The sequence below is a fragment of the Microbacterium memoriense genome, assembly GCF_025398275.1.
Lineage (GTDB): Bacteria > Actinomycetota > Actinomycetes > Actinomycetales > Microbacteriaceae > Microbacterium > Microbacterium memoriense.
Map to the genome: position 1 here is coordinate 340883 of NZ_JAODOR010000004.1, position 25063 is coordinate 365945.

General features: G+C 66.7%; 24 protein-coding genes and 2 tRNA genes. 14 read left to right on the top strand and 12 right to left on the bottom strand.

The window, feature by feature from the left end; translation table 11 throughout:
• From N4R40_RS04405 to pepN, 6 genes are all read right to left on the bottom strand, one after another.
• On the bottom strand, window positions 1-1668 hold the full coding sequence (locus N4R40_RS04405; protein ID WP_261606137.1) for an FAD-binding dehydrogenase: 1668 nt from the start codon (window positions 1666-1668) through the stop codon (window positions 1-3).
• On the bottom strand, window positions 1665-2159 hold the full coding sequence (locus tag N4R40_RS04410; RefSeq protein WP_261606138.1) for a globin: 495 nt from the start codon (window positions 2157-2159) through the stop codon (window positions 1665-1667). Before N4R40_RS04410 ends, N4R40_RS04405 begins: the two co-directional genes overlap by 4 nt.
• Window positions 2156-3250, bottom strand: a complete 1095-nt coding sequence (locus tag N4R40_RS04415; protein ID WP_261606139.1) for a mechanosensitive ion channel family protein — start codon at window positions 3248-3250, stop codon at window positions 2156-2158. Before N4R40_RS04415 ends, N4R40_RS04410 begins: the two co-directional genes overlap by 4 nt.
• 75 nt (window positions 3251-3325) lie before the next feature.
• A complete protein-coding gene (locus N4R40_RS04420) occupies window positions 3326-4138 on the bottom strand; it encodes an ABC transporter permease (RefSeq protein ID WP_261606140.1) in 813 nt (270 codons plus the stop codon).
• Window positions 4138-5046, bottom strand: coding sequence for an ABC transporter ATP-binding protein (locus N4R40_RS04425; protein WP_261606141.1), 909 nt, complete (start codon window positions 5044-5046; stop codon window positions 4138-4140). The genes N4R40_RS04420 and N4R40_RS04425 overlap by 1 nt, the downstream gene beginning before the upstream one ends.
• A 107-nt stretch (window positions 5047-5153) precedes the next feature.
• On the bottom strand, window positions 5154-7697 hold the full coding sequence (gene pepN / locus N4R40_RS04430) for an aminopeptidase N (RefSeq protein WP_261606142.1): 2544 nt from the start codon (window positions 7695-7697) through the stop codon (window positions 5154-5156).
• A gap of 97 nt (window positions 7698-7794) precedes the next feature.
• Between pepN and N4R40_RS04435 the strand changes: the two genes are divergently transcribed.
• From N4R40_RS04435 to N4R40_RS04450, 4 genes are read left to right on the top strand one after another with little or no spacing between them, the layout of a single operon-like run.
• Window positions 7795-8328, top strand: coding sequence for a ribose-5-phosphate isomerase (locus N4R40_RS04435; RefSeq protein ID WP_261606143.1), 534 nt, complete (start codon window positions 7795-7797; stop codon window positions 8326-8328).
• Between the two features lie 7 nt (window positions 8329-8335).
• Window positions 8336-9331, top strand: a complete 996-nt coding sequence (locus tag N4R40_RS04440; protein WP_261606223.1) for an Fpg/Nei family DNA glycosylase — start codon at window positions 8336-8338, stop codon at window positions 9329-9331.
• A gap of 7 nt (window positions 9332-9338) precedes the next feature.
• Window positions 9339-9989: an FMN-binding negative transcriptional regulator gene (locus tag N4R40_RS04445; RefSeq protein ID WP_261606144.1), complete on the top strand. Its 651-nt coding sequence runs from the start codon at window positions 9339-9341 to the stop codon at window positions 9987-9989.
• A complete protein-coding gene (locus N4R40_RS04450) occupies window positions 9986-11482 on the top strand; it encodes an amidohydrolase (protein ID WP_261606145.1) in 1497 nt (498 codons plus the stop codon). Before N4R40_RS04445 ends, N4R40_RS04450 begins: the two co-directional genes overlap by 4 nt.
• Before the next feature lie 95 nt (window positions 11483-11577).
• Here N4R40_RS04450 and N4R40_RS04455 read toward each other — a convergent pair whose 3' ends face one another.
• Complete coding sequence (locus N4R40_RS04455; RefSeq protein ID WP_261606146.1) at window positions 11578-12063, bottom strand: Dps family protein; 486 nt, start codon at window positions 12061-12063, stop codon at window positions 11578-11580.
• A 122-nt stretch (window positions 12064-12185) separates the two neighbouring features.
• On the opposite strand from N4R40_RS04455, the gene N4R40_RS04460 reads away from it, so the two are divergent.
• Window positions 12186-12722: a gamma carbonic anhydrase family protein gene (locus tag N4R40_RS04460; protein WP_261606147.1), complete on the top strand. Its 537-nt coding sequence runs from the start codon at window positions 12186-12188 to the stop codon at window positions 12720-12722.
• Between the two features lie 94 nt (window positions 12723-12816).
• Here N4R40_RS04460 and N4R40_RS04465 read toward each other — a convergent pair.
• Window positions 12817-12890, bottom strand: a tRNA-Gly gene (locus N4R40_RS04465).
• Between the two features lie 96 nt (window positions 12891-12986).
• On the opposite strand from N4R40_RS04465, the gene N4R40_RS04470 reads away from it, so the two are divergent.
• The 7 genes from N4R40_RS04470 (at window position 12987) to N4R40_RS04500 (ending at window position 18748) form a co-directional block, all read left to right on the top strand.
• A tRNA-Pro gene (locus N4R40_RS04470) sits at window positions 12987-13060 on the top strand.
• Window positions 13061-13133: 73 nt separating this feature from the next.
• Entirely contained in the window at window positions 13134-14633 is a 1500-nt protein-coding gene (gene tig, locus N4R40_RS04475) for a trigger factor (protein WP_261606148.1), read from the top strand.
• 159 nt (window positions 14634-14792) lie between these two features.
• Entirely contained in the window at window positions 14793-15395 is a 603-nt protein-coding gene (locus N4R40_RS04480) for an ATP-dependent Clp protease proteolytic subunit (protein ID WP_261606149.1), read from the top strand.
• Window positions 15392-16075, top strand: coding sequence for an ATP-dependent Clp protease proteolytic subunit (locus N4R40_RS04485; protein ID WP_407665828.1), 684 nt, complete (start codon window positions 15392-15394; stop codon window positions 16073-16075). Before N4R40_RS04480 ends, N4R40_RS04485 begins: the two co-directional genes overlap by 4 nt.
• A 143-nt stretch (window positions 16076-16218) precedes the next feature.
• On the top strand, window positions 16219-17487 hold the full coding sequence (gene clpX, locus N4R40_RS04490; protein WP_261606150.1) for an ATP-dependent Clp protease ATP-binding subunit ClpX: 1269 nt from the start codon (window positions 16219-16221) through the stop codon (window positions 17485-17487).
• Window positions 17488-17503: 16 nt separating this feature from the next.
• Window positions 17504-18292, top strand: coding sequence for a hypothetical protein (locus N4R40_RS04495; RefSeq protein ID WP_261606151.1), 789 nt, complete (start codon window positions 17504-17506; stop codon window positions 18290-18292).
• Between the two features lie 33 nt (window positions 18293-18325).
• Window positions 18326-18748, top strand: a complete 423-nt coding sequence (locus tag N4R40_RS04500) for a dihydrofolate reductase family protein (RefSeq protein WP_261606152.1) — start codon at window positions 18326-18328, stop codon at window positions 18746-18748.
• On the opposite strand, the gene N4R40_RS04505 is transcribed toward N4R40_RS04500, so the two are convergent.
• Both N4R40_RS04505 and N4R40_RS04510 read right to left on the bottom strand, forming a co-directional pair.
• Entirely contained in the window at window positions 18729-19220 is a 492-nt protein-coding gene (locus N4R40_RS04505; protein ID WP_261606153.1) for a GyrI-like domain-containing protein, read from the bottom strand. The two genes, N4R40_RS04500 and N4R40_RS04505, sit on opposite strands and share 20 nt — an antisense overlap.
• A 24-nt stretch (window positions 19221-19244) precedes the next feature.
• Complete coding sequence (locus N4R40_RS04510; protein WP_261606154.1) at window positions 19245-21302, bottom strand: M3 family metallopeptidase; 2058 nt, start codon at window positions 21300-21302, stop codon at window positions 19245-19247.
• Between the two features lie 90 nt (window positions 21303-21392).
• Between N4R40_RS04510 and N4R40_RS04515 the strand changes: the two genes are divergently transcribed.
• Entirely contained in the window at window positions 21393-22004 is a 612-nt protein-coding gene (locus N4R40_RS04515; RefSeq protein ID WP_261606155.1) for an ArsR/SmtB family transcription factor, read from the top strand.
• A gap of 10 nt (window positions 22005-22014) precedes the next feature.
• On the top strand, window positions 22015-22233 hold the full coding sequence (locus tag N4R40_RS04520; RefSeq protein ID WP_261606156.1) for a hypothetical protein: 219 nt from the start codon (window positions 22015-22017) through the stop codon (window positions 22231-22233).
• Between the two features lie 7 nt (window positions 22234-22240).
• Here the strand turns inward: N4R40_RS04520 and N4R40_RS04525 are convergent, their stop codons facing one another.
• Complete coding sequence (locus N4R40_RS04525; RefSeq protein WP_261606157.1) at window positions 22241-22489, bottom strand: hypothetical protein; 249 nt, start codon at window positions 22487-22489, stop codon at window positions 22241-22243.
• A gap of 1 nt (window position 22490) precedes the next feature.
• Window positions 22491-25061: a valine--tRNA ligase gene (valS, locus tag N4R40_RS04530; RefSeq protein WP_261606158.1), complete on the bottom strand. Its 2571-nt coding sequence runs from the start codon at window positions 25059-25061 to the stop codon at window positions 22491-22493.
• Between the last annotated feature and the right edge of the window lie 2 nt (window positions 25062-25063).

Consider the following 25063-nt stretch of genomic DNA (forward strand, 5'->3'; position numbering starts at 1 on the left):
TCAGACGGCGGCGGCCGCTGCTCGGCCGGCGACGCGGCCGGAGAACAGGCATCCGCCGAGGAACGTGCCCTCCAACGCACGGTACCCGTGCACGCCGCCCCCGCCGAAGCCGGAGGCTTCGCCCGCCGCGTAGAGGCCCGGGACGGGTCGACCGTCGGCGCCGAGCGCGCGCCCGGACAGATCGGTCTCGATGCCACCCAAAGACTTGCGGGTCAGGATGTGGAGCTTCACCGCAATGAGCGGACCCGATTTCGGATCGAGGATCTTGTGTGGCGTCGCGGTGCGGACCAACCGATCGCCACGGTACGAGCGCGCGGACCGCAGCATCGCCACCTGCGCGTCCTTGGTGAAGTCGTTGTCCATCTCCCGATCGCGCGCTTCGACTTCGAGGCGCACACGGTGCCCGTCGAGGACATCGCCGCCCGGCAGCGCCCGCATCCCGTCGATGAGGGAATCGAGGTCATCGCGCACGACGAAGTCCGCTCCGTGGTCGAGGAACGCCTGAACGGGGCCCGCCGCACCCTTCCCGAGCCTCGACTTCACGAGCAAGGGAACGTTCTTCCCGGTGAGGTCCGGATTCTGCTCGCTGCCGGAGAGGGTGAATTCCTTCTCCACGATCGCCCGGGACAGGACGAACCAGGAGTGGTCATGTCCGGTAGTGCGGAGATGCTCGAGAGTGCCGAGGGTGTCGAATCCGGGGAACAGGGGGACGGGTAGACGTCGACCGGTCGCGTCGAGCCAGATCGAGGAGGGCCCGGGGAGGATCCGGATGCCGTGATCGGGCCAGATCGGGTTCCAGTTCTGGATGCCTTCGACGTAGTGCCACATCCGGTCGCCGTTGATGAGCCTCGCGCCGGCGGTCTGCGTGACGGGTTGCATGGATCCGTCCACGAAGGCGGGGACGCCGGAGATCATCTTTTCGGGCGCCGTGCCGAGGCGCGTCGGCCACTGAGCGCGGACGAGGTCGTGGTTGCCTCCGATGCCTCCGGAAGAGACAATCGTGGCGGATGCGGAGACGCTGAAGGCGCCGACCACCTCCCGTGACGTGGCAGCGCCCCGTGCCGCGCCGGAGGGCGCGAGAATATCGCCGGACGCGCCGACGACCGTGCCGTCGACCGTTGTGAGCACCGTCACCTTGTGGCGCGGGAGGATCGTGATGCGGCTGGCCGCTTCACCGGCTTCGACGTCAGCCTGGAAGGGGGCGACGATTCCGGGCCCGGTACCCCAGGTGATGTGGAAGCGGGGGACGGAATTGCCCGGGCCCGTCGCGGTGTACCCACCGCGTTCGGCCCATCCGACGACCGGGAAGAACCCGACGCCCTTCTCGCGGAGCCACGCCCGCTTCTCGGTGTGCGCGAACTGCAGGTAGGCCTCGGCCCACTGACGCGGCCAGTGGTCCTCTTCGCGATCGAACCCTGCCGTTGCGAACCAATCCTGACGCGCGAGGTCGTACGAGTCCGAGATGCCCATGCGCCGTTGCTCGGGGGAGTCGATGAACAACAGCCCACCGAAGGACCAGAAAGCCTGTCCGCCGAGGTTGGGACGGGATTCCTGATCGACGATCACGACGCTCCTTCCCGCGGCAGCGGCTTCGCTCGCGGCAACGAGCCCGGCGAGGCCCCAGCCGACGACGAGGACATCCGCTGAGTGAGTGTGACTGATGGTCATGGCGACTCCTGTGTCGTCGGGGGTGATGCGGCGGGGTCCGCCGTGTCCGGGTGCACCAGGAGTCCGGCCGCACCCGCCGGGCGCGCGGGGCCGATGCCGGAGGGTTCGAACGTGTTGACCATCGCGAAAGCGGCTCGCTCGAGGTAGTCCCACAGCGTCGCGGCGTGCAACGGCGAGAGCTGCACCTCGTCCAACGCCGTACGCATATGCAGAAGCCAGCGGTCCCGCGCATCCGGATTCACGTGGAAGGGAACGTGGCGCATGCGCAGGCGAGGGTGCCCGCGGCGCTGGCTGTAGGTGTTCGGGCCTCCCCAGTACTGCTCGAGGAACATCGTGAGACGATCCGCGGCCGGACCGAGGTCGTCTTCGGGGTACATCGGCTTCAGGACCTCATCCTGCGCGACGCCGCGATAGAACGCATCGACCAGACGGACGAAGGTGTCGTGCCCACCGACCTCGTCGTAGAAGCTGATCGGGCTGTCGTCGGTCATGAGCTGGGCTCCGTCTTCGTGTCAGGGCTCGGTGCTGAGCCCGGGTCCTCCGGTGTCGCTTTGGGCTTTGCCGCACGCTTCGGCTTCCACAGCGGCTTCTCGACCGTGATCGGCGTCGGGTGGGTCTTGGGCGGATTGGCACCGCGGACGCGCTGAGCGCCCTCGAGCCCGGACAGTGTGATCGAGTTGAGCTGCGGCAGGGTGAGTCCCAGATCGTCGATCGCGTGCTTGAGTCGCATCCGCAGCTCTCGGGCCACGTCATCCTTCGATCCGGCGCGTGTCTTCATGACCAGGCGGATGACGAGCGCGTCGCCGGAGACGGATTCGAGCCCCCAGACTTCGGGCTGCTCGATGACACGAGTGCGCCACTTGGGATCTTTCGCGAGATCTTTCGCGGCGTGGAGCATGGCCTTCTCGACCTGGTTCACGTCGGAGTCCGCAGCCACGGCGAGGTCGATGATCACCCTTGACCAGCCTTGCGACATATTGCCGATTCGGGTGATTTCGCCGTTGCGCACATACCAGAGTGTGCCGTTGACGTCGCGCACGTGGGTGATGCGGACGCTGACGTACTCGACGATACCGGTGGCCAGGCCGAGATCGACGACGTCGCCGATGCCTACTTGGTCCTCCGCGACGATGAAGATGCCGTTGAGGACGTCTTTGACGATGTTCTGCGCACCGAACCCGAGACCGGCGCCGATCGCGGCCGACAGCAACGCAAACGACCCGAGCACGCTCTGATCGATGACATTGACGATCATCAGCAGAGCGATGATCGCGAGCGCGATGTTGACGATGTTCTGCAGAATCGTGCCGAGCGTGCGCGTGCGCTGGACGAGCCGGACCTGCGCCAGCGGAGACGCGTCGATGGCGCGGGTGTCGTCCACGTTCGCTTTCGATTTCGCGCCGGCGACGATCCTGCGCACGACTCGGCGAATCGCGAACCGGAGCAGCCACGACAGCACCAAAGCGCCGAGGATGATCCCGGCGATGGCCAAGAGTCTCACGCCCAAGACCAGGGCGAGATTGCCCCACCATCCCCACGACCAGTCGGCGGGAGGTGCGGTGTCGATCGGGAGGATGCTCATCGGGACGATCCTAACGAGTGTCCCCGTGTGATCCGCGGCGCACCTCAGTTGTCACGAGGGTGCGCCGCGGATGCTTCACGCGTCGCGCGTGCGGAGGATCATCCATCCGACGAGGAGCGTGCCGACGGGCCACGCGAGCAGGGTGATGACGGGCACGGCGTTCTCGATCGCACCACCGCTGGTGAGCGTGGAAGCGGCGCCCATCGGGAGGTACTGGGCGAGGTCGACGAGCCAGAGCCATGCCTCGCCGCCGATCGTGAACAGGCTCAAGATGATCGGCGCGACGAAGAGGAGTCCGACGGTAGCGGCGATGGCACCCGCCCCGTTGCGAATGATGAATCCCCAGCCGAGTCCGATGAGCCCGAACGCGACCATGGCGAGGAGGCTGTTCGCGAGTGGCACGGTGGAAGCATCCGTGTCGTTCCAGTCGATTCCCGCGTCGCCGAGGAGCGGCGCGGTGCTGACGACGGCGATCAGGGTGCTGACGAGGACCGTGATCAGGAGGAACAGGGCGACCGCGATCGCCTTGGCCAGCACGACGCCGCCGCGGCGCGGCTCAGCGGTCAGTGTGGATCGGATCATGCCGGTCGAGTACTCACCGGTGATCGCCATGGCACCGAAGATCCCGGCGACGAGCATCGTGAACTGCATCGGTGCCGTGATCGCGTTCACCGCGGGGAAATCGCCGCCGAAGTCGCGAGAGGCCGCAGCGATGAGCAACGCGATCCCCACCGAAAGCGCTACCGTGATTCCGAGCGACCACCAGGTCGAACGCAGTGTCGCGAGCTTGACCAGCTCGCTGCGCAGCACCCGCAGGAAGGAAAGCCGTGCCGTCCGCGGCACGGACGAGGTCGAGCGAGCCCGCGTGGGGGCGGAGGCGGCGGTCATCAGGCGTCCTTCGTCTTGTACTCGACGGCGTTTTCGGTGAGCGCGAGATACGCGTCTTCGAGCGATCCCGCGCGGGGGGTGAGTTCGTGCAGGGGGATGCCGTGTGCCGCGGCGGCGTCGCCGATGGTGGCGGCGGCGAGCCCGCTGACTTCCAGGACGCCCGGCGCGACGTCGGCGACGGTCACATCCGGGCCGTCGATCGCGCGGGCGAGATCTGCCGCGCGCGGGCTGCGAACCGTCACGACCGAGCGGGTCCAGGCCCCCACCAAGTCATCGAGGGAGGCATCGGCGAGAACTCGTCCGCGTCCGAGCACGATGACGTGGTCGGCGGTGAGCGCCATTTCGCTCATCAGATGGCTGGACAGCAGAACGGTGCGCCCTTCCGCGGCGAGGGCGCGGACGAATTGACGCACCCAGATGACGCCCTCCGGGTCGAGGCCGTTCACCGGCTCATCGAGAATCAGCGTGCGGGGGTCACCGAGAAGCGCCGCCGCGATGCCCAGCCGCTGACCCATGCCGAGCGAGAACTTCCCGGCACGACGCCGCGCCACGGAGGCGATGCCGGTCAGCGCGATCACCTCGTCCACTCGCGAACGCGGGATGCCGTGCGTTGCGGCCATGGCCAAGAGGTGATTGCGCGCACTGCGGCCGGTGTGGACCGCCTTCGCGTCCAGGAGCACCCCGACCTCGGTGAGCGGCGACCGCAATGAGGAATACGGGCGCCCGTCGACGGTGACTGTGCCGGACGTGGGCTTGTCGAGCCCGACGATCATCCGCATCGTCGTGGACTTCCCGGCGCCGTTCGGCCCGAGGAAGCCGGTGACTTTTCCGGACTGCACGGTGAAGGAGGCGTCCGACACCGCAGCCTTGTCGCCAAAGCGTTTGGTGAGGTTCTCTGCAACGATCATGGTTTCGACGCTACCGGCGTGCGGAGGACCACGCATCCGACCTCGGGATGATCATACGGCGGCGGCCTCCGCCCGAAGGAGGAGGCCGCCGCCGGTGGTGGTCTTCGCTACTCAGCGTCGCGCTCCTGCACGGCGATCGCACGCTCGACGCCGGCGAGGTTCTCGCTGACGAGTCGGCGAAGAGCCGACGCGGCATCCGTGTGGACCTCGAGCCATCCCCGTGTCGCGTCCCGCAGCGCCGCGTTGGCCAACGGTGCCGGGTAGAGCCCGACGATGAGGTAGTTCGCGATCTGATAGGTCCGCGAACTCCAGATCGGCAGCAGCATGTCGAAGTACGGCTCGATGAACTCCGGCAGCGCATCGACGCCGGCCGGATGCGTGAGCCCCACCGCGGCGGACCGGATCACCGTATTGGGCAGGCCCTCGGTGTCCACGAGCGATGCCCACGCGATCTGCTTGTCGGCCACGGTCGGCAGTGCGGCCTTCGCCTGCGCCGCGAACTCCCCGCCCTTGGCGGTGTTGTCGGCCGCGAGCGCGGCGTCGATGTCTGACGCTGTGACGAGGCCCCCCGCGGCGAGCGAGACCAGCAACGCCCAGGACAGGTCCGCGTCGATCTCCAGCCCTTCGAGCACCGTCTCGCCGTCGCGCAAGGCGCGAACGGTCTCCCACTGCGCGCTCGTCGCGGCCGCGGAGGCGAACGCCGTCGCGAACTGCAGCTGGCTGTCGCTGCCCGCGGCGGCGGACTGGGCGAGGGCCCACAGGCCATCGGCGACCTTCTGCCGCGTCGCCGTGCGGGTGTCGGGTGTCACGTACGAGTTCGCCGCCAATTGCAGCTGACCGAGGGTCGTGCGGATCGTGGTCGATTCGGTTTCGGCGCCGATGTTGCGCAGCACCAGATCGACGTAGTCGGATGCCGAGGCTTCCGCATCCCGCGTCTGGTCCCAGGCGGCACCCCACACGAGTGACCGTGCGAGCGGGTCGGTGATCTTGCCGAGATGAGCGATGGCGGTGTGCAGCGACCGGGGATCCAGGCGGATCTTCGCGTAGGCGAGGTCCTCGTCGTTCAGCAGAACGAGATCCGGTTGAGTGAGACCCTTGAGCTCAGGCACCTCGGTCAGGTCGCCGTCGACATCGAGCTCGACGTGGTGGGTGCGCACCAGCGTCTCGCCCTCGAGCGTGTAGAAGCCGACGCCCAGGCGGTGCGGGCGGATGGTCGGGTAGTCGGCCGGTGCCGTCTGGACGATCGCGAAGCGGGTGATGACGCCGTCGGCGTCGGTCTTGATCTCGGGGGAGAGGGTGTTGACACCCGCCGTCTCGAGCCACTTCTTCGACCACGTTTCGAGCTCGCGACCGCTCGTGGCTTCCAGTTCGACCAGCAGGTCGCTGAGTTCGGTGTTCCCCCAGGCGTGCTTCTGGAAGTACTGGGAGACGCCCGCGAAGAACGCCTCGATGCCGACCCATGCAGCGAGCTGCTTGAGGACCGAACCACCCTTGGCGTAGGTGATGCCGTCGAAGTTCACCTGCACGTCTTCGAGGTCGTTGATCGTCGCGACGACGGGGTGGGTGGAGGGAAGCTGGTCCTGGCGATAGGCCCAGGTCTTCTCCATGGCGTTGAACGTCGTCCATGCCTCGGTCCACTCGGTCGCCTCAGCCGTCGCGATCGTCGATGCCCATTCGGCGAACGACTCGTTGAGCCACAGATCGTTCCACCACTTCATGGTCACGAGGTCGCCGAACCACATGTGCGCGAGTTCGTGCAGGATCGTCACGACACGACGCTCCTTGACGGCATCCGTCACTTTCGAGCGGAACACGTAGGTCTCGGTGAATGTCACCGCGCCCGCATTCTCCATAGCGCCGGCATTGAATTCCGGCACGAAGAGCTGGTCGTACTTGGCGAACGGGTAGGGAACGCCGAACTTCTCCTCGTAGTACGCGAAGCCCTCGCGGGTCTTGTCGAAGATGTAGTCGGCATCGAGGTGCTGCCAGAGGCTCTTGCGTCCGTACACACCGAGCGGGATGACCCGGCCGGAGGCGCTGGTGAGCTCGGAGAACGTCTCTTCGTAGGGCCCCGCGACGATCGCCGTGATGTAGGAGGAGATGCGCGGCGTGGGCTCGAACGTCCAGATCGCGTTCGCGCCGTCGACGGCGGGAACCGGGGTCGGCGAGTTGGAGATGACCTTCCACGACGCCGGCGCGGTCACGGTGAACTGGAACGTCGCCTTCAGGTCAGGCTGCTCGAACACGGCGAACACGCGTCGCGAATCGGGAACCTCGAACTGCGAGTACAGGTAGACCTCGCCGTCGGCGGGATCGACGAAGCGGTGCAGCCCTTCGCCCGTGTTCGTGTAGAGGCCGTCGGCCTCGACGATGAGCTCGTTCTCGGTGGCGAGTGCGTCAAGAGTGATGCGCGAGTCGGCGTAGGCGGACGCCGGGTCGACCGAGCGGCCGTTCAGCGTGATTTCGTGCACGTCGCGCGCGATCAGATCGACGAACGTGGACGCGCCCTCGGTCGCGGTGAAGCGGATGACCGTGCGGCTGCGGAACACCTCCGGACCGGTCGTCAGATCCAGCGCGATCTCGTACGCGTTCGTCGATACGATCGCGCGGCGCTGCTGCGCCTCGCTGCGGGTGAGGTTCTCTCCAGGCACTGCAGTACTCCCGTGGGTTCAGGGTGTGCCACCGCGGACGGGCGCTGCTGGCGCCGGCGGCAACCCGACCAGCCTACGGCTTCATAGGATGGGGGGCATGCGCATCCACATCGCCACGGACCATGCCGGGCTCGAGTTCTCGACCCAGCTGCAGCACCATCTGGCCGAGCAGGGACACGACGTCGTCGACCACGGTCCGATCGACTACGACCCGCTCGATGACTATCCGGCGTTCTGCATTCGTGCCGCGCAGGCTGTCGTCCGCGATCAGGATGCCGGTACCCCGACGCTCGGCGTCGTGTTCGGCGGTTCCGGCAACGGCGAGCAGATTGCGGCGAACAAGGTCGAGGGCGTGCGTGCTGCGCTCGTGTGGAGCATCGCGACAGCGGAACTCGCCCGCGAGCACAACGACGCGAACGTCATCGCGATCGGTGCGCGCCAGCACACGGTTCAGGAGGCGATCGGCTTCATCGACCGGTTCATCGCGACCCCGTTCTCCGGCGAGGAGCGTCATGCGCGTCGTATCGCGCAGCTCGCCGCCTTCGAGGCCGACGGTTCACTCGAGCTCGACCCCCGCGCGGCCGTCACCGGCGGCGAGTCGGTTGATGCGATGGATCCTGAAGCCGGCTGAGTACGCAGTGCCCGAAGGTCATTCCGTTCACCGCATCGCACGCCAGTTCGAGCGAAACATCGTCGGACGACGCGTGTCGGCATCCAGCCCGCAGGGGCGGTTCGCAGAAGGTGCATCGATCCTCGACGGACGCTCGGCGACGCAGGTGCGCGCTGTCGGCAAACAGATGTTCCTCGAGTTCGACGACGACCTCTGGTTGCGGGTGCACCTCGGCATGTACGGCGCGTGGGACTTTGCGGGGGAGATCCAGGTCGACCCGACGATTGCCTCCGCGAATGGGCGGATCGGGCAGACGAATCAGCGCGGCACAGACCTCCCCCCGATCTTCGATGGGGCGGGGGAGAACTCTTTGAGCTCGATCGGAGCGCCCCGCCGTGCCCGCGTCAACGTGCGGATGAGTGAGCAGACACGCGGTCTCGGTGACGCGGCGGACGAATGGCCCCCGCCGGTCGTCGGTCAGGTGCGATTGCGACTGCTGACCGAGATGACCTGCGCGGATCTGCGCGGTCCGACCGCCTGCCAGCTGCAGTCTCCTGACGAGGTCGCAGCAACGGTGGCCAAACTCGGGCCCGACCCGCTCGTCGACGACTCGGCGCAGGGCGAAGAACGCTTCGTGTCGGTCGTGCGCCGCAAGCCCACCCCGATCGGTCTCCTCCTGATGGATCAGAGCGTCGTCAGCGGGATCGGCAATGTGTACCGCGCCGAGCTCTTGTTCCGCGCGAATCTCGACCCGCACACGCCCGGGCGCGATGTCCCGGACGACGTCGTCCGCGCGCTCTGGCGCGACTGGGTGCGGCTGCTGGCGATCGGCGTCGAGACCGGTCAGATGATGACGATGGACGACCTCGATCCCGAGGCCTATCGGCTCGCGATGGCGCATCGCGACGACCGCCATTGGGTCTACCACCGCGCCGGGTTACCCTGCCGGGTCTGTGGCACGTCGATCGTTCTCGAAGAGATGGCCGCGCGCAAGCTCTACTGGTGTCCGACGTGTCAGGTGTGAGGATGAGATGAGACAGAATCCGAGTTTCGCGATGACCGATGTGACGGAGTTGCGTCGCGTCATCGACCAGAACCCCTGGATGACTCTGGTCAGTGCCACCGGCGCCGGGCTCGTCGCTTCGCACTACGCGGTGCTGCTGGACGAGGAACGCGACGACCTGACGATCGTGGGCCACGTCGGCAAGCCGGATGACGCCATTCTCGGCCTGGGTGAGGGCGAACTGCTCGTGATCGTGCAAGGTCCCCACGGTTACATCTCGCCGGGGTGGTACGGCGACGGGCCCAACGTTCCGACCTGGAACTTCGTTTCCGTGCATCTCTCCGGCGTCCCGGAGATCCTCACGCCGGGGGAGAACCTCGTCGTCCTCGATCGCCTCGTCCGCCGGTTCGAGTCTGCTCAGGCGGATCCGCGTTTCCTCTGGAAGCTTCCCAACGATCCGGATTTCGTGCGGAGGCTCGAGGGCGGCACCGTCGGTTTCCGTCTCACGCCCACCACGGTTGTCGCCAAGCGAAAGCTCAGCCAGAACCGACCGGACGACGTTGTGGACGAGATCATCCTCCAGCTCGAGCGGGAGAGCGGTGGGTATGGCGATCCACGCTTGCCCGCAGAGATGCGTCGAGCACACGAGGTCCTGCGCGCGGCGCGAGGCACGCGGTGAGCCTGGCACGCGGTGACCGCGTCGACACCATCACGAACGCACGGTTGACCGGTGGGGAACGGCTCGACCCGTTCGGGCCCGATCCCGTCGACATCCACCTGCGCGGTGGACTCATCGCCGACATCGCGCCGGCCGGCGCTCTTCCGCGCCGCGGTGGGGTGCTCGATGCCGCCGGCGGCTGGGTCGTGCCGGGCCTCTGGGACCATCACGTACACACGGTGCAGTGGGCCCTCGCCGCTCAGCGCGAGGACCTGGGCGAGGCAGCATCCGCAGCAGAAGCAGCTGCGCTCATGGGTCGTGCCCCGGTGCTCCCGGATGGCCGTCGCGTCGGCACGGGCTTCCGCGACGCCTTATGGCCCGATGCCATGGAGCGCGCCGTGCTGGATGCCGCGACCGGCGACGTGCCGACCTACCTCATCAATGCCGACGTCCACAGCGTCTGGCTCAATTCGGCCGCGCTCCTCCGGGAGGGCTTCGACCTCACGCCATCCGGAGTTCTCCGCGAAGCGCCCGCGTTCGAGATCTCGCGCCGGTTGAACGCAGCCGATCCGCTCTCCAGCGACGCACTCGTCGCGACCAGTCTCCAGTCCGCCGCCGCCCGCGGGGTTGTCGGTGTCGTCGACTTCGACATGGCCTGGAATGCCGAAGCCTGGGCGCGCCGGGTGGATGCGGGGTTCGATGCAACGCGTGTGTCGTTCGGCGTCTACCCCGACCACCTGGAGCGCGCGATCGCGGAGGGCCTCGCGACCGGTGTCGCCCTCGATCCAGCGGGCCGCGTGCGCGTCGGATCGCTGAAGGTCATCACGGATGGTTCGCTCGGTACGCGCACCGCTGCCTGCTCGCACGCGTACCCCGGTGATCCGCACAATCACGGCGTGCTGACGGTTCCGGCGGAGGAGCTCATCGCGCTCCTCACCCGGGCGACGGGAGCCGGTCTCGCGTGCGCCGTCCACGCGATCGGCGATCTCGCGAACACGAATGCGCTCGATGCCTTCGCGATCGCCGGCGCGCACGGGACGATCGAGCATGCGCAACTGGTCGCGCACGCCGACATCGCACGTTTCGCCCGGGTGGGCGTGGCGGCAAGTGTGCAGCCGGAGCACGCGATCGATGACCGTGACATGACCGATGCGATCTGGGCGACCCAGACCGCCGTGCCCTATCCGTTGCGCGCCCTCGCCGACGCCGGGGCCAACCTGCTGTTCGGGTCGGATGCCCCCGTCTCGCCGCTCGATCCGTGGGCGGCGATGGCCGCGGCCATCCATCGCACGCGCGACGGCCGTGACCCCTGGCAGCCCGGTCAAGGAGTGGATGCCGCGACGGCTCTGGCGGCATCCACCGCCGGCGGATCGCACACCGGCAGCGCACTCGCGCCCGGAACCCTCGCGGACCTCGCCGTTGTCGACCGTGACCCGCTCGCGGCAGATGAGCCGTCGCTGCGCGCAACCGCGGTCGCCGCGACCATGATCGCCGGGCGTCTCACGCACGTCTGAATATCGGACCGCAGCATCCCGCATCTCCTCATTCCCTGCCCATCGCGCGCACCGAAAAGCCCCGGACCACAGGGCCCGGGGCTTTTCGGAGAAGATTACTCGGCGAGGTGCGCGGAGAGGAACCAGCGGTCCTTCTCGAGTCCGGCCTTGATCGAGATCGCGACGTCCTGGCTGGTGAGGTCGGTCTCGTCGAGTCCGTCGATCGCGGTCTGGACGTCGGCGATGACGGCATCCATGTCGCTGATGACCGCGACGATGATCTGCTGCCACGGCGTGAAGCCGGCCGGCACCGCGGTCGGCGGCGTCTTGGCGGCGATCGTCGACACGCGACCGTCGATCGGCAACCCGAGAGCCACGATGCGCTCGGCGGCGAGGTCGGCGGATGCCTGCGCGTTCGCGACGAGGGTGTCGAGGAGTTCGTGGATCGCGATGAAGTTCGAGCCGCGCACGTTCCAGTGCGCCTGCTTGCCGTTGACGGCGAGGGACTGAAGTCCCAGGACCACCGGCGTGAGGAACTGGGCGGTGCTGGCGGATGCCTCGGGGCCTGCGGTCGTCATCGAGATCGTCTGCGTTTTCGTCATTTCTCGTCCTCCTTGAGAGCTCAGGGCGCACTGCTGCGCCTGCTGTCAGGAACAACGCTACTCAGTGAGGAACATTCCGCAAGCAAGTGAAGGCTCGGCTTACAGCCGCTAGTGTCAGGGCCATGACGGTCGCCGAAGACGCTTCGATCCTGTCCCTGGGTGCTCGCGCACCCCGCCTGCACGAGACGGCTTTCGTCGCTTCCGGCGCGCGCGTGATCGGTGACGTCACCCTCGCCGAGGGTGCCAGCGTCTGGTACAACGCGGTCGTGCGCGGTGACAGCTCGTCGATCACGCTCGGTGCCGGCAGCAACCTGCAGGACAACGTGTCCGTTCATGTGGATGCCGGGCATCCCGTCGTCATCGGTCGTGGCGTCTCGGTCGGGCACAACGCCGTCGTCCACGGGTGTTCGATCGGCGACGGCTCACTGATCGGTATGGGGAGCGTCGTACTCTCGGGCGCGCAGATCGGCAGCGGATGCCTGATCGCCGGGGGAGCGGTCGTGCTGGAGGGCACCGTCGTGCCCGACGGGTCGCTCGTCGCCGGCGTACCCGGCAAGGTGCGCCGCGAGCTCACGGAAGACGAGAAGGCCGGGATCCTGCGCAACGCCGAGATCTACCGCGCGCATTCCGCAACTCACGCTGCTGCGCAGGTCATCTAGTTCAGTACCTCGGGCGGCGTGGGCCCACTCCAGAGTTCGATCCGCTTCAACACGAACGTCCCGCCGCACCACCTGAGGTGGCACGTCGGGACGTTGGAGGGGCTGACGAGAATCGAACTCGCATCATCTGTTTGGAAGACAGAGGCTTTACCACTAAGCTACAGCCCCGGAACCGCGGGTAAACGCGGCGACCAGATGAGTCTACAAGGTCATGTCGGCTAGACTGACCAACGGCCGTTTTCGGCGCACATGAATGTGCGCGCCCGGGGCGTAGCTCAGCTTGGTAGAGCGCCCGCTTTGGGAGCGGGAGGCCGCAGGTTCAAATCCTGTCGCCCCGACTTCGGCCCCATGAACCCCAGACCCACACGGATGCGCCCCTGCGCGACCGGGACACAAGGAGAACGAACAGGTATGGTCACCAGCACCGTCGAGACGCTCAGCCCCACCCGGGTGAAGCTCCACATCACGGTCACGCCGGACGAGCTCAAGCCCGCCATTGCGCACGCCTACGAGCACATCGCCCAGGACATCCAGATTCCCGGCTTCCGTAAGGGCAAGGTCCCCGCGCCGATCATCGATCAGCGCGTCGGCCGCACCGCGGTCATCGAGCACGCCGTCAGCGAAGGCCTCGACGGGTTCTACCGCCAGGCCGTCGCCGAGACCGAGGTGCGCGTTGTCGGTCGTCCGGCTGCCGAGGTCACGGTGTGGCCGAACGAGAAGGACTTCTCGGGCGATCTCGAGGTCGAGGTCGAGGTCGACGTCCGTCCCGAGTTCGACCTGCCGGAGCTGTCCACGATCACGGTCGAGATCGACGCTGTCGAGACCGACGAAGCCGCAGTGGATGCCGAACTCGACCGCCTGCGTGGCCGCTTCGGCACGCTGATCACGGTCGACCGTCCCGCCGCGCCCGGTGATTTCGTCGAGCTCAACCTCGTGGCCACCATCGACGGCAACGAGATCGACCGCGCCGAGGGCGTTTCCTACGAGGTCGGCTCGGGTGAACTGCTCGAGGGCATCGACGAGGCTCTCGAGTCGCTCACCGCCGGCGAGGACACGACGTTCCGTTCGACCCTCGTAGGCGGCGACCACGCGGGTGAAGAGGCCGAGGTCTCTGTCTCCGTCGTCGCCGTCAAGGAGCGCGAGCTTCCCGAGGCCGATGATGACTTCGCCCAGATGGCGAGCGAGTTCGACACGATCGCCGAGCTGCGTGACAGCCTCGTGGCCCGCGTCGTCGAGCAGTCCGTCTTCACGCAGGGTGCCGCCGCGCGCGACAAGCTCGTCGAGACCCTGATCGAGCAGATCGAGATCCCGGTGCCGGCTCAGCTGGTCGAGGACGAGGTCCACCAGCATCTCGAGGGCGAAGGCCGCCTCGAGGACGACGAGCACCGCGCCGAGGTCACCGAGGCGTCGCAGAAGCAGTTCCGCACTCAGATGATCCTCGACAAGCTCGCCGAGGCGCACGAGGTCCAGGTCTCGCAGGAAGAGCTCACGCAGTACCTCATCCAGTCGGCCGCGCAATACGGCATGGCTCCGCAGGAGTTCGTCGACGCTCTGCAGCAGGGCAACCAGCTGCCGGCCATGGTCGGCGAAGTCGCGCGCAACAAGGCGCTCGCGATCGTGCTCGGCAAGGTCACGGTCGTCGACACGAACGGCAAGGCTGTCGACCTGACCGGTTTCGTCGCCGAAGACGACGAAGCCGCCGCTGAGGAAGAGGTCGTGGAGGAAGCCCAGGAGATCGCGGGCGCCGCGGCCGACGACGCGGCTCCGGCCAAGAAGGCTCCCGCCAAGAAGCCCGCTGCCAAGAAGGCCCCGGCCAAGAAGGCTGACGAGTCGGAGGCCCCGGCCGCCGAGAAGGCACCCGCCAAGAAGCCCGCCGCTAAGAAGGCTCCGGCGAAGAAGGCTGCTGAGTAATACGTAGCGTGTCGTACGCGGGGGTGGATGCCATGGCATCCACCCCCGCGTCGTCGTTCACGGCCGACACGCGCTCCGCCGACGGCGAACACGGGCAGAGGGCCGTCGGCGCGTGGGTAGATTCGGTGACGAACGCAAAACCGCACACCAGGAGCATTCATGGCTGAACCACTTATCGCGACCAGCGTCTTCGACAGACTGCTGCGTGACCGCATCATCTGGCTGGGGTCGGAGGTGCGCGACGAGAACGCGAACGAGATCTGCGCGAAGATCCTCCTCCTCGCCGCGGAAGACTCCGAGAAGGACATCTTCCTCTACGTCAACTCGCCGGGTGGATCGATCACCGCCGGCATGGCGATCTACGACACGATGCAGTTCGTCCCCAATGACATCGTCACGGTCGGCATCGGTATGGCCGCCTCGATGGGCCAGCTGCTGCTGACGGCCGGCACGAAGGGCAAGCGGTACATCACACCGAACGCCCGCGTGCTGCTGCACCAGCCGCACGGTGGCTTCGGTGGCACCTCGAGCGACATCCAGACCCAGGCGCAGCTCATCATCTCGATGAAGAACCGCCTTGCGGAGATCACTGCCGCACAGACGGGAAAGTCCGTCGAGCAGGTCAACGCGGACGGCGATCGGGACCGCTGGTTCACCGCTGAGGAAGCGCTCGCCTACGGTTTCGTCGACCACATCCGCGAATCCGCCACTGACGTCGTCGGCGGCGGCGGCACCGAAACCAACGAAGGAAGCGCACTGTGAACACCCCCGCCTTCGGATCCCCTCAGCACTCGGCCGCTGGCCTGCAGATGCCTTCGAGCCGCTACATCCTGCCGCAGTTCGAGGAGCGTACGGCGTACGGGTACAAGCGCCAGGACCCGTACAACAAGCTGTTCGAAGATCGCGTGATCTTCTTGGGTGTGCAGGTCGACGACGCCTCGGCCGATGACGTCATGGCGCAGCTGCTCGTGTTGGAGTCTCAGGATCCCGACCGCGACATCATCATGTACATCAACTCGCCGGGTGGATCCTTCACGGCCATGACGGCGATCTACGACACGATGCAGTACGTGTCTCCGCAGATCCAGACCGTCGTGCTCGGTCAGGCGGCATCCGCCGCTTCGGTGCTCTTGGCTGCCGGCGCGCCGGGCAAGCGTCTTGCGCTTCCGAACGCCCGCATCCTGATCCACCAGCCCGCGGTCGGCGAAGCCGGTCACGGTCAGGCATCCGACATCGAGATCCAGGCGGCGGAGATCCTCCGGATGCGCACCTGGCTCGAAGAGACGATGGCCAAGCACACGAACAAGACCCAGGTCGAGGTGAACAAGGACATCGACCGCGACAAGATCCTCTCCGCTCAGGAGGCGCTCACGTACGGCATCGTCGACCAGGTGCTTACGTCGCGCAAGCGGATTCCGGCAGCCGCCGCGATCACGTCCTGACGTGTCTGAAGCCCCGCCGGTCGTTCGGATCGGCGGGGCTTCGTGCGTCCGCCCTCCACACCCCCGTCTCAATCCGCCGAGATGTCGCCGGTTGCGGTTAGGCTCGAACAGCATTCTGGGTGGTTCGACGAAAGAGGAGCATCATGGCTCGTATCGGTGAAAGTGCCGACCTGTTCAAGTGCTCCTTCTGCGGCAAGAGCCAGAAGCAAGTACAGCAGTTGATCGCCGGTCCCGGTGTCTACATCTGCGACGAGTGCGTCGAGCTCTGCAACGAGATCATCGAAGAGCGCATGGCCGAGTCCGGTGAGGGCGCCGTCGCCGATTTCGATCTGCCGAAGCCGCGTGAAATCTTCTCCTTCCTGGCGGAGTACGTCGTCGGACAGGATGCCGCGAAGCGCGCTCTGTCGGTCGCTGTCTACAACCACTACAAGCGTGTGCGCGCCCACGGCACGCTCCAGCCTGCGGAACAGCGGGTCGACGAAGTCGAGATCGCCAAGAGCAACATCCTGCTCCTCGGCCCGACCGGCTGTGGCAAGACGTATCTGGCCCAGACCCTCGCGAAGCGGCTGAACGTGCCGTTCGCCGTCGCCGATGCCACGGCGCTGACCGAGGCGGGCTACGTGGGCGAGGACGTCGAGAACATCCTCCTGAAGCTCCTTCAGGCCGCGGACTTCGATGTCAAGCGTGCCGAGACCGGAATCATCTATATCGACGAGGTCGACAAGATCGCCCGTAAGGCCGAGAACCCGTCAATCACGCGTGACGTCTCCGGTGAGGGTGTGCAGCAGGCCCTGCTGAAGATCCTCGAGGGGACGGTCGCGTCGGTCCCTCCGCAGGGCGGGCGCAAGCACCCGCACCAGGAGTTCATCCAGATCGACACCACGAACGTGCTGTTCATCGTGGCCGGCGCATTCGCGGGTCTCGAGGAGATCATCTCTTCGCGCGTCGGCAAGCACGGTGTCGGCTTCGGAGCCCCGTTGCAGGAGAAGGGCAAAGAGCTCGACCTCTTCAGTGAGGTCGAGCCCGAAGACCTGCACAAGTTCGGCCTGATTCCGGAGTTCATCGGGCGTCTTCCCGTCGTCACGTCTGTCGCTCCGCTCGACCAGGCAGCATTGATCGAGATCCTCACGGGTCCGAAGAACGCTTTCGTCAAGCAGTATCAGCGGATGTTCCAGCTCGACGGTGTCGAACTTGAGTTCGACGATGACGCTCTGCTCGCCATCGCCGATCTCGCTGTCGCGCGTAAGACCGGTGCCCGCGGGCTCCGGGCCATCCTCGAGGACGTGCTCGGACCCATCATGTTCGACATCCCGTCGACCGAGGACGTCGCGAAAGTCATCGTCACCCGAGCCGCCGTCAGCGACGGAGCTGCGCCGACCCTCGTGCTGCAGCAGAAGCGCAAGACCGCCTGAGTCGGCACGGGCATCCATGCGTGCTCAGCGCGGACGGATGATGCGGACGATCGGCATCGTCGTTGCGGTGATGATCGGCATCGTCGCTCTCAGCGCGGCGGGATTCGCCGTCCTGATTGCCGTCCTCTTGTCCCCACAGGATGGGGACGCGCTCGCTCGTGAGCAGGTGGACAATCGCGCACGGGCCATCGCAGAGAATCTCGGATACTGGTCGGAAGGCGTCGACGCCGAGACGCTCGCCGCGCATCACTTCACATCGAGCGACGGCAAGGTCCAACCGTTCGCCTGGTCGGGGGACACCTCGTTGCCCGACGGTGCCGACGTCGATGTGATCATCAGCGCACGCGTCGACCCGGTGAGTCAGGGCGTGATCTTTCAACGCCGCCTCACCCCGGGCGCCGCAGAGAAGTGTTTCCGCTTTCACGTGCGCTCCACGGAGTACGTCTCCTACGACGAGCGCGACTGTGCGGTCGGAAGCGCTTTTCCGACGCCGAGCGCTCGGCCGGAGCCGGCCCTCGCGCCAGATACCGCCGCCCGTGTGAGCGCCGTGCTGTCCGCTGCCGATGCGGCCTCGCTGGAGTCCGTCGTTCGCGCGGCGTTCCCCGAACCGGGTCTCTCGATCGATACGACGGTCACGCCGGACGGAGAGCTCGTCGCCGCCGTCGGGATCGCGGGGACGGGGGAGTGCGTCGTCCGGGTGCGCCGCACCGACGGTACGGTCGAGCCGGTGTCCTTCGATCGCATCCAACTCGCCCCGGGCGAGATGGGGTGCCGAGTGGAGTTGTACACCGCACCTCCTCTCTGAAGGCGTGTCGGCTGCTGTCGGTAGCCTCGCCGTATGGGACGCGTGATCTTCGATACGGCGGCATCGCTCAACGGCTTCATCGCCGATGGGCAGAACTCACTCGAATGGCTCTTCGCCGTCGAGGGTGGTGAGGAACCGGATGCTGCGCTGATCCCCACCGCCGCGTCCGTGCTCGTCGAGGGTTCGACGACATATGAGTGGTTGCTCGATCACGACGACATTCTGCTCCACCCGGAGAACTGGCACGCGTTTCACGTCGTCGGACAATTCTTCGACGCGGGTGCGCTCGACGAGATCGCCGTCTCCTTCGCACCGGTTCTCCTCGCCGGTGGCGCACCGCTGTTGCCGCGTCGAATTGAAGCAGACCGCTTGCGCTTGATGCACGCCAGCGCCCTCGGACAGTTCGCCCGCGTCGTCTACTCGGTCGACGCGGCGCCTACACCCGAACCGGCATGATCAGATCGGTGCGGAGCTGCTCGGGAGCCTCGGACGGGTCCGATACGTAGCTCTCGATCCACACGCCGGCGGGCGCGGGTCCGGACCTGGCAAGGGCGGCCCAGGCCGAGGGCAGGTCGCTGTAGGGCCCGAACAATGTGGACGCGACAGCCGGCCCGGGCGGGAGGTGGGAGCCGACCACGCTCACCCCCGCGACGTCGATCGCGTCGATCGGTGCCTCCACGACGGGAAACCCGATCTCGAGGTCGAACACGTCGGCGGGGTCGCCGTCGTACACCGCCACCGCGGGGCCTGCAGGCACTAACTCACCCGTGCCGAACAGGAGCGCGATCGCACCGTAGTTGGTGTCGAACAACGCCTGCAGGTCGCTCACGCGCACGGCTTCATGTCGGACGACGGCGAGGGGACTGGCAGCGAGCGTGATCCGCTCGCCGTGGGTGAACGGCTCAGCCGGGAACGCAGGATCGGTCATAACCCGATCCTGGCGCCGGTGGCGTCAGCTGTCCAGTCCGCGGCGGTGCAGGAGCGGGGCGATGTCGGCGTCACGCCCGCGGAAGTCGCGGTAGGCCTCGAGCGGGTCCTTCGACCCGCCCACGCCGAGCAAGCGGCTCCGGAACCGGTCACCGTTCTCGCGCGTGAGTCCACCGTTCTCACCGAACCATTCCACCGTGTCGGCGTCGAGCACTTCACTCCAGATGTAGGAGTAGTAGCCCGCGCTGTATCCGCCGGAGAACACGTGCGCGAAGTACGTCGAGGAGTAGCGAGTGGGCACCACGGGATTGTCCAGCCCGATGTCGGTGAGAGCCGCAGCCTCGAACGCAGCCACGTCGAGATCGGCGGCCGCCTGCTCTGCCGTGAGCGAGTGCCAGGCCTGGTCGATCCATGAGGCGGCGAGATACTCGCTCGTGGCAAACCCCTGGTTGAACGCTTCGGACGCGTGCAGCTTGTCCACGACGCTGCGGGGAAGCGGCTCGTCGGTGTCGACGTGGCGCGCATAGCCGGTCAGCACCTCGGGCCACAGAATCCACATCTCGTTGACCTGGCTGGGGAACTCTACGAAGTCGCGGAACACGGCCGTCCCTGCGAAGTGCGGGTAGGTCACGACGGCGAACAGTCCGTGCAGGGCGTGGCCGAATTCGTGGAAAAGCGTGGTGACCTCGTCGAGCGTCAGCAATGTCGGCTGGCCGGCTGCGGGCTTGGGCACATTCAGGTTGTTGACGACGATCGGGTCGGTCCCACGCAGCCGGGACTGCGACACGATCGAGTTCATCCACGCACCACCCCGTTTGGAATCGCGGGTGTAGAGATCGAGGACGAAGAGCCCCAGCGCGCTGCCGTCCGCGTTGTGCAGTTCGAAGACGCGAGCATCGGGGTGGTAGGCCGGCACATCCGGACGTTCCGTGAACGTCACTCCGTAAAGCGCGGTGGCTGCGCGGAACACACCGTCATGCAGCACGCGCTCGGCTTCGAACCAGGGACGCAGGGCCGTTCTGTCGAGGTCGTACTCGGCCGCGCGGACCTTCTCGGTGTAATACGCCCAATCATGTGCGTCCAGGGCGAACGGCGCGTCCCCGGCATCCACAATCGCCTGCAAAGCGGCTTGCTCGCGCCCCGCGTTGCGAGCGGCGGGTACCGCGAGGCGGCGAAGGAGTGCGTGGACGGCCGCAGGAGACCCCGCTGTCTCGTCGCTCGTCACGTACGCGGCATGGCTGTCATAGCCGAGTAGCGACGCTCGCTCGGCGCGGAGCCGGACGATCGTGCGAAGCACCTCGCGGTTGTCGTTCTCGTTGCCGCGTGATCCGCGTGAGCGGGATGCCGTGAGCAGACGCTCGCGGCTTTCGCGTCGCGTCAGCGTCGAGAGGTACGGATGCCCGGTGAACAGCGTCAGCGTGATGACGTAGCGCCCGGGAAGCCCGCGGTCCTCGGCGTTCTGCGCAGCCGCCGAGAGTTCCCCGGCCGTGAGACCGTCGAGCTCGTCCGCATCATCGAACACGACGGCGAGGTCGTTCGTGTCGGCGAGGAGGTTCTTCTCGAACGTCGTCGTGAGGATGGAGAGGCGCTGGTTCAGGTCGGTCAGCGTCGCCTTCTGCGCGTCGTCGAGTCCCGCCCCGGCGTGGGTCATCTCGCGGTAGCGGCGTTCGACCAGGTACCGGTCCTCGGGCGCGAGCTCCAATTGATCGAGCTGATCGTGAAGCGTCTTGATGCGCCAATACAAGGCGCCGTCCAGTCCGATCGCATCTTGATGGGCGGACATGAGGGGAGCAAGCGTTTCCTCGATCTCCTGAATCTGGGCCGTCGCGTCGGCCGATGACACCGTGTAGAACGTCCGTGCCACGCGTCCGAGCAGATCTCCGGATTGCTCGAGCGGGATCATGGTGTTCTCGAACGTCGGCATCGATCGGACACGGGTGATCGCGTCGATCTCGATGCGATGCTCGGCGAACGCGGCTTCGAATGCGGGCAGGTAATGCGCCGGCGTGATCTCCCGATAGTCCGGGAGCCCGTAGGGCAGGGCGCTCGGGGTGAGGAGGGGATTCGAAGAAGCATCCGTCATCCCCTCACCCTATCTCCGCACCCGAATAAGCAAAGTAGGTTTTGCAAAAGATGTCTTGCAAAACATGACTTGCAAAGCTATCTTTGGAGTATGGCTTCGCAAGACGATCCAGATCAGGCGCGACAGACCCCCGACACAGGGGAGCGGATGCTGGATGCGGGCGCCCTCCGCGCGCTCGCGCATCCCATTCGCGTGCGGATCTTCGACATCCTGAGCCAGTACGGCCCGCAGACGGCGAGTTCGCTCGCCGAGCGGTTGCATGAATCGTCGGGATCCACCAGCTATCACTTGCGCGCCCTCGCCAAGCAAGACCTGATCCGTGAAGTGCCCGATCGGGGGACGGCCCGTGAGCGGTGGTGGGAGCGCCCACACGGTGCGGTCTCGTTCGGAAACCCCGAAGCGCTCCGGACGCCCTCGGGACGGGCCGCGACACAGGTCGTCGTCACCGAAACCCTCAACCGGCGACACCAGCAGCTGATGGAGTTCATCGACCGCGGACTCACCCCGGACATGGACGGCGAGTGGCGGGACTCCACCATCATCACGACCGCAACGGCACGGCTCAATCCGACGCAGTTGCGTGAGCTTTCCGAGAAAGTCCAGGCACTCATCGATGAGTACGTGACGACCTACCGGGATCAGACCGGTGACGGCGTGCGTCCGGTCACCATCCGCGCCGACCTTTTTCCTCTCCCCGAGTGAGGAGGATCCGATGACCACGTACACCGCGACGTCCGCGTGGACTGATGCCGCAGCGAACGGCACGCTCTTCGAACGCGCCCTTCTCGCCGCCGGCCGCTGGTTCACACACGCAGCGGCTCGGAGCGCGCGTCGGCGCTCCGAGCGGCACGACGCATGCGCCTCGTTCTCCGACGATCAGCGTGAGCGAATGCGCGCCCGGTCGGTCGTGTGGGGAGTGCTTCGCCGCTGAGGCCGACTCAGCCGAACTCGTCCTCGTCGTCGTGGCGCACGATGACGTCACCGTTCGCGGTGGCCTCGACGATCGCGCCGGTGTCCAACTCGGCGATCGGACGGCCTTCCAAGAACGTGAGCGTCCAGCGCGGGCGGGGTTGGCCGAGACCGTCTCCCGGCACAGCCGCATCGACCGCGGCAATCTGCGCGTGCAACGAGGTCGGTACCGCCGCCGGAGGCTGCTGACCGCTCGTCCATCGGGTCCCGAGTTGCATCTCACGCCTCCTGAGGCGCGAGCACGATGTCGCCGACCGACAGCGACTCGCCCGCCGCATAGCTGACCGCGTCGATCCGGCCGACCGCGCGCAGGTCACCTTCCGCGAGTCGCAGGACGTCCAGGGTCGCCTCGGGCGCAGTGATCGTCAGGGTCGCGACGGGGGTCTTCTGCGAGGCCTTCGCCTCCGTCTTCGCACGTCGGATGCCGATGAGCGCTGCGCTCGTCGCCGTGAGCACCGCGGGGTCACCGTCGATACCGAGCGGCTCCGGCCACGTCGACGTGTGGATGGAGCCGTCCTCGAACCAGGACCATGCCTCTTCCGTGGCGAAGGCGAGCACGGGAGCGAGCAGGCGCAAGAGAGTCGAGAGCGCGAGGCGCAGAGCGAGCGCCGCGGAGGCCTGACCGGCATCCGTCTGGTTGTACGCGCGCTCCTTCACGAGCTCTAGATAGTCGTCACAGAACGTCCAGAAGAAGGCCTCGGTCACTTCGAGCGCTCGAGCGTGATCGAACGCCTCGAAAGCCCGCGTCGCGTTCACGACGACCTGGTCGAGGGTGGCGAGCATCGACGCGTCGAGTGCGTGCGTGATCTCCGCGCCGTCGGGAACGGGGAACGACAGAACGAACTTCGCGGCGTTGAGCACCTTGATCGCGAGGCGCCGGCCGATCTTCACCTGCGTCGGGTTCTGCGGGTCGAAAGCAGCATCGGCACCGAGCCGGCTCGACGCCGACCAGTACCGGACGGCATCCGTGCCGTGCTGATCGAGGATGTCGGCGGGGGTGACGACGTTGCCCTTGGACTTCGACATCTTCTTGCGATCCGGGTCGACGATGAAGCCGGAGATGGACGCATCCGTCCACGGGGCACGATCATCTTCCAGAGCACTGCGGAGCATCGTCGAGAACAGCCAGGTGCGGATGATGTCCTGCCCCTGCGGACGCACGTCGAAGGGCGCCACCAGGTTCCAGAGCTCATCGTCGCGCTGCCAGCCGCCGGCCAGCTGCGGGGTCAAGGACGACGTCGCCCACGTGTCGAAGATGTCTTTCTCCGCTTCGAACCCACCGGCGACGCCGCGCTGGGACTCGGTGTAGCCGTCGGGGACATCCGTCGTCGGATCGATCGGAAGGGAGGCGGCATCCGGGGTGATGATCCGGTCGAAATCTCGCTCGCCGTTCTCGTCCAGGCCATACCAGACCGGAATAGGCACGCCGAAGAACCGCTGGCGCGAGACCAACCAGTCGCCGGTGAGACCGTTCGTCCAGTTCTCGTAGCGCACCCGCATGAAGTCGGGGTGCCAGTCCATGCCCGCGCCGAGCGCGATGAGCTTGTCGCGGAGGGCTCCGTCGCGCGCGCCGTTGCGGAGGTACCACTGGCGGGTCGAGACGATCTCCAGCGCCCGGTCACCCTTTTCGTAGAACTTCACGGGATGCGTGAACGGCTTCGACACCTCGAGAAGCTCGCCGGACGCCTCCAGCAGTTCGACCATCTTCTTCTTCGCGCTGAAGACCGTCAGCCCGGCGATCTCGGCGTATGCGGCACGCGCGGCGTCGGTCACGAGGGCGTCCGGCGCATCGGGAAGGATCCGGCCGTCGAGGCCCAGGATCGAGCGGTTGGGGAGATCCAGCTCGCGCCACCAGACGATGTCGGTCACATCGCCGAACGTGCAGATCATGGCGATACCCGATCCCTTGTCCTTCTGCGCGAGCGGGTGAGCGAGGATCGGCACCTCGACGTCGAACAGCGGCGTGCGCACGGTCTGACCGAAGTAGGGCTGGTACCGCTCGTCATCGGGGTTGGCGACCAGGGCGACACACGCCGCGAGCAACTCGGGACGAGTGGTCTCGATGTGGACGTCGCCGGAGCCGTCGGTTTTGTGGAAAGCGATGCGGTGATAGCTCGCCTGCTGGTCGCGGTCTTCGAGCTCGGCCTGAGCGATCGCCGAGCGGAAGTCGATGTCCCACAGGGTCGGCGCCATCGACTGGTACGCCTCGCCGCGTTCGAGGTTGCGCAAGAAGGCGAACTGGCTCGTGCGGATGGTGTCCTTCGAGATCGTTCGGTACGTCTGGTTCCAGTCGACCGAGAGCCCCAGCTGCCGGAAGACCGCCTCGAACGCCTTCTCATCTTCGAGCGTGAGCTCTTCGCACAGCGCGATGAAGTTGGGGCGGCTGATGGGCACCTGATCGGCGGGCTTCAGGCTCTTCGCATCGCCATGGAACGGGGGAGTGAAGTCGGGATCGAAGGGCAGCGAGGGGTCGCAGCGCACACCGTAGTAGTTCTGTACGCGGCGTTCGGTCGGCAGACCGTTGTCGTCCCACCCCATCGGGTAGAACACCGTCTTCCCGCGCATGCGCTCGTAGCGCACCTTCACGTCGGTGTGGGTGTAGCTGAAGACGTGGCCGATGTGGAGCGATCCGGAGGCCGTCGGCGGTGGGGTGTCGATGGAGAACACTCCCGCGCGGCCCGTCGCCTTCGCCGCGTCACGATCGAAGAGGTAGGTGCCCTGCGCCGTCCATGCGGCATCCCACTTCTGCTCGAGGCCTTCCAGTGCCGGCTTGTCGGGAATGCTGGTCATGA

Coding starts and splice junctions, on each gene's coding strand:
- N4R40_RS04520 (WP_261606156.1), top strand. CDS start 22,015: ATGACCACGTACACCGCGACGTCCGCGTGGACTGATGCCGCAGCGAAC.
- N4R40_RS04425 (WP_261606141.1), bottom strand. CDS start 5,046: ATGATCGTTGCAGAGAACCTCACCAAACGCTTTGGCGACAAGGCTGCG.
- N4R40_RS04420 (WP_261606140.1), bottom strand. CDS start 4,138: ATGACCGCCGCCTCCGCCCCCACGCGGGCTCGCTCGACCTCGTCCGTG.
- N4R40_RS04525 (WP_261606157.1), bottom strand. CDS start 22,489: ATGCAACTCGGGACCCGATGGACGAGCGGTCAGCAGCCTCCGGCGGCG.
- N4R40_RS04515 (WP_261606155.1), top strand. CDS start 21,393: ATGGCTTCGCAAGACGATCCAGATCAGGCGCGACAGACCCCCGACACA.
- N4R40_RS04480 (WP_261606149.1), top strand. CDS start 14,793: ATGGCTGAACCACTTATCGCGACCAGCGTCTTCGACAGACTGCTGCGT.
- N4R40_RS04415 (WP_261606139.1), bottom strand. CDS start 3,250: ATGAGCATCCTCCCGATCGACACCGCACCTCCCGCCGACTGGTCGTGG.
- N4R40_RS04460 (WP_261606147.1), top strand. CDS start 12,186: ATGACGGTCGCCGAAGACGCTTCGATCCTGTCCCTGGGTGCTCGCGCA.
- N4R40_RS04405 (WP_261606137.1), bottom strand. CDS start 1,668: ATGACCATCAGTCACACTCACTCAGCGGATGTCCTCGTCGTCGGCTGG.
- N4R40_RS04455 (WP_261606146.1), bottom strand. CDS start 12,063: ATGACGAAAACGCAGACGATCTCGATGACGACCGCAGGCCCCGAGGCA.
- N4R40_RS04445 (WP_261606144.1), top strand. CDS start 9,339: ATGAGACAGAATCCGAGTTTCGCGATGACCGATGTGACGGAGTTGCGT.
- N4R40_RS04435 (WP_261606143.1), top strand. CDS start 7,795: ATGCGCATCCACATCGCCACGGACCATGCCGGGCTCGAGTTCTCGACC.
- N4R40_RS04495 (WP_261606151.1), top strand. CDS start 17,504: ATGCGTGCTCAGCGCGGACGGATGATGCGGACGATCGGCATCGTCGTT.
- tig (WP_261606148.1), top strand. CDS start 13,134: ATGGTCACCAGCACCGTCGAGACGCTCAGCCCCACCCGGGTGAAGCTC.
- N4R40_RS04410 (WP_261606138.1), bottom strand. CDS start 2,159: ATGACCGACGACAGCCCGATCAGCTTCTACGACGAGGTCGGTGGGCAC.
- N4R40_RS04505 (WP_261606153.1), bottom strand. CDS start 19,220: ATGACCGATCCTGCGTTCCCGGCTGAGCCGTTCACCCACGGCGAGCGG.
- N4R40_RS04510 (WP_261606154.1), bottom strand. CDS start 21,302: ATGACGGATGCTTCTTCGAATCCCCTCCTCACCCCGAGCGCCCTGCCC.
- clpX (WP_261606150.1), top strand. CDS start 16,219: ATGGCTCGTATCGGTGAAAGTGCCGACCTGTTCAAGTGCTCCTTCTGC.
- N4R40_RS04500 (WP_261606152.1), top strand. CDS start 18,326: ATGGGACGCGTGATCTTCGATACGGCGGCATCGCTCAACGGCTTCATC.
- valS (WP_261606158.1), bottom strand. CDS start 25,061: ATGACCAGCATTCCCGACAAGCCGGCACTGGAAGGCCTCGAGCAGAAG.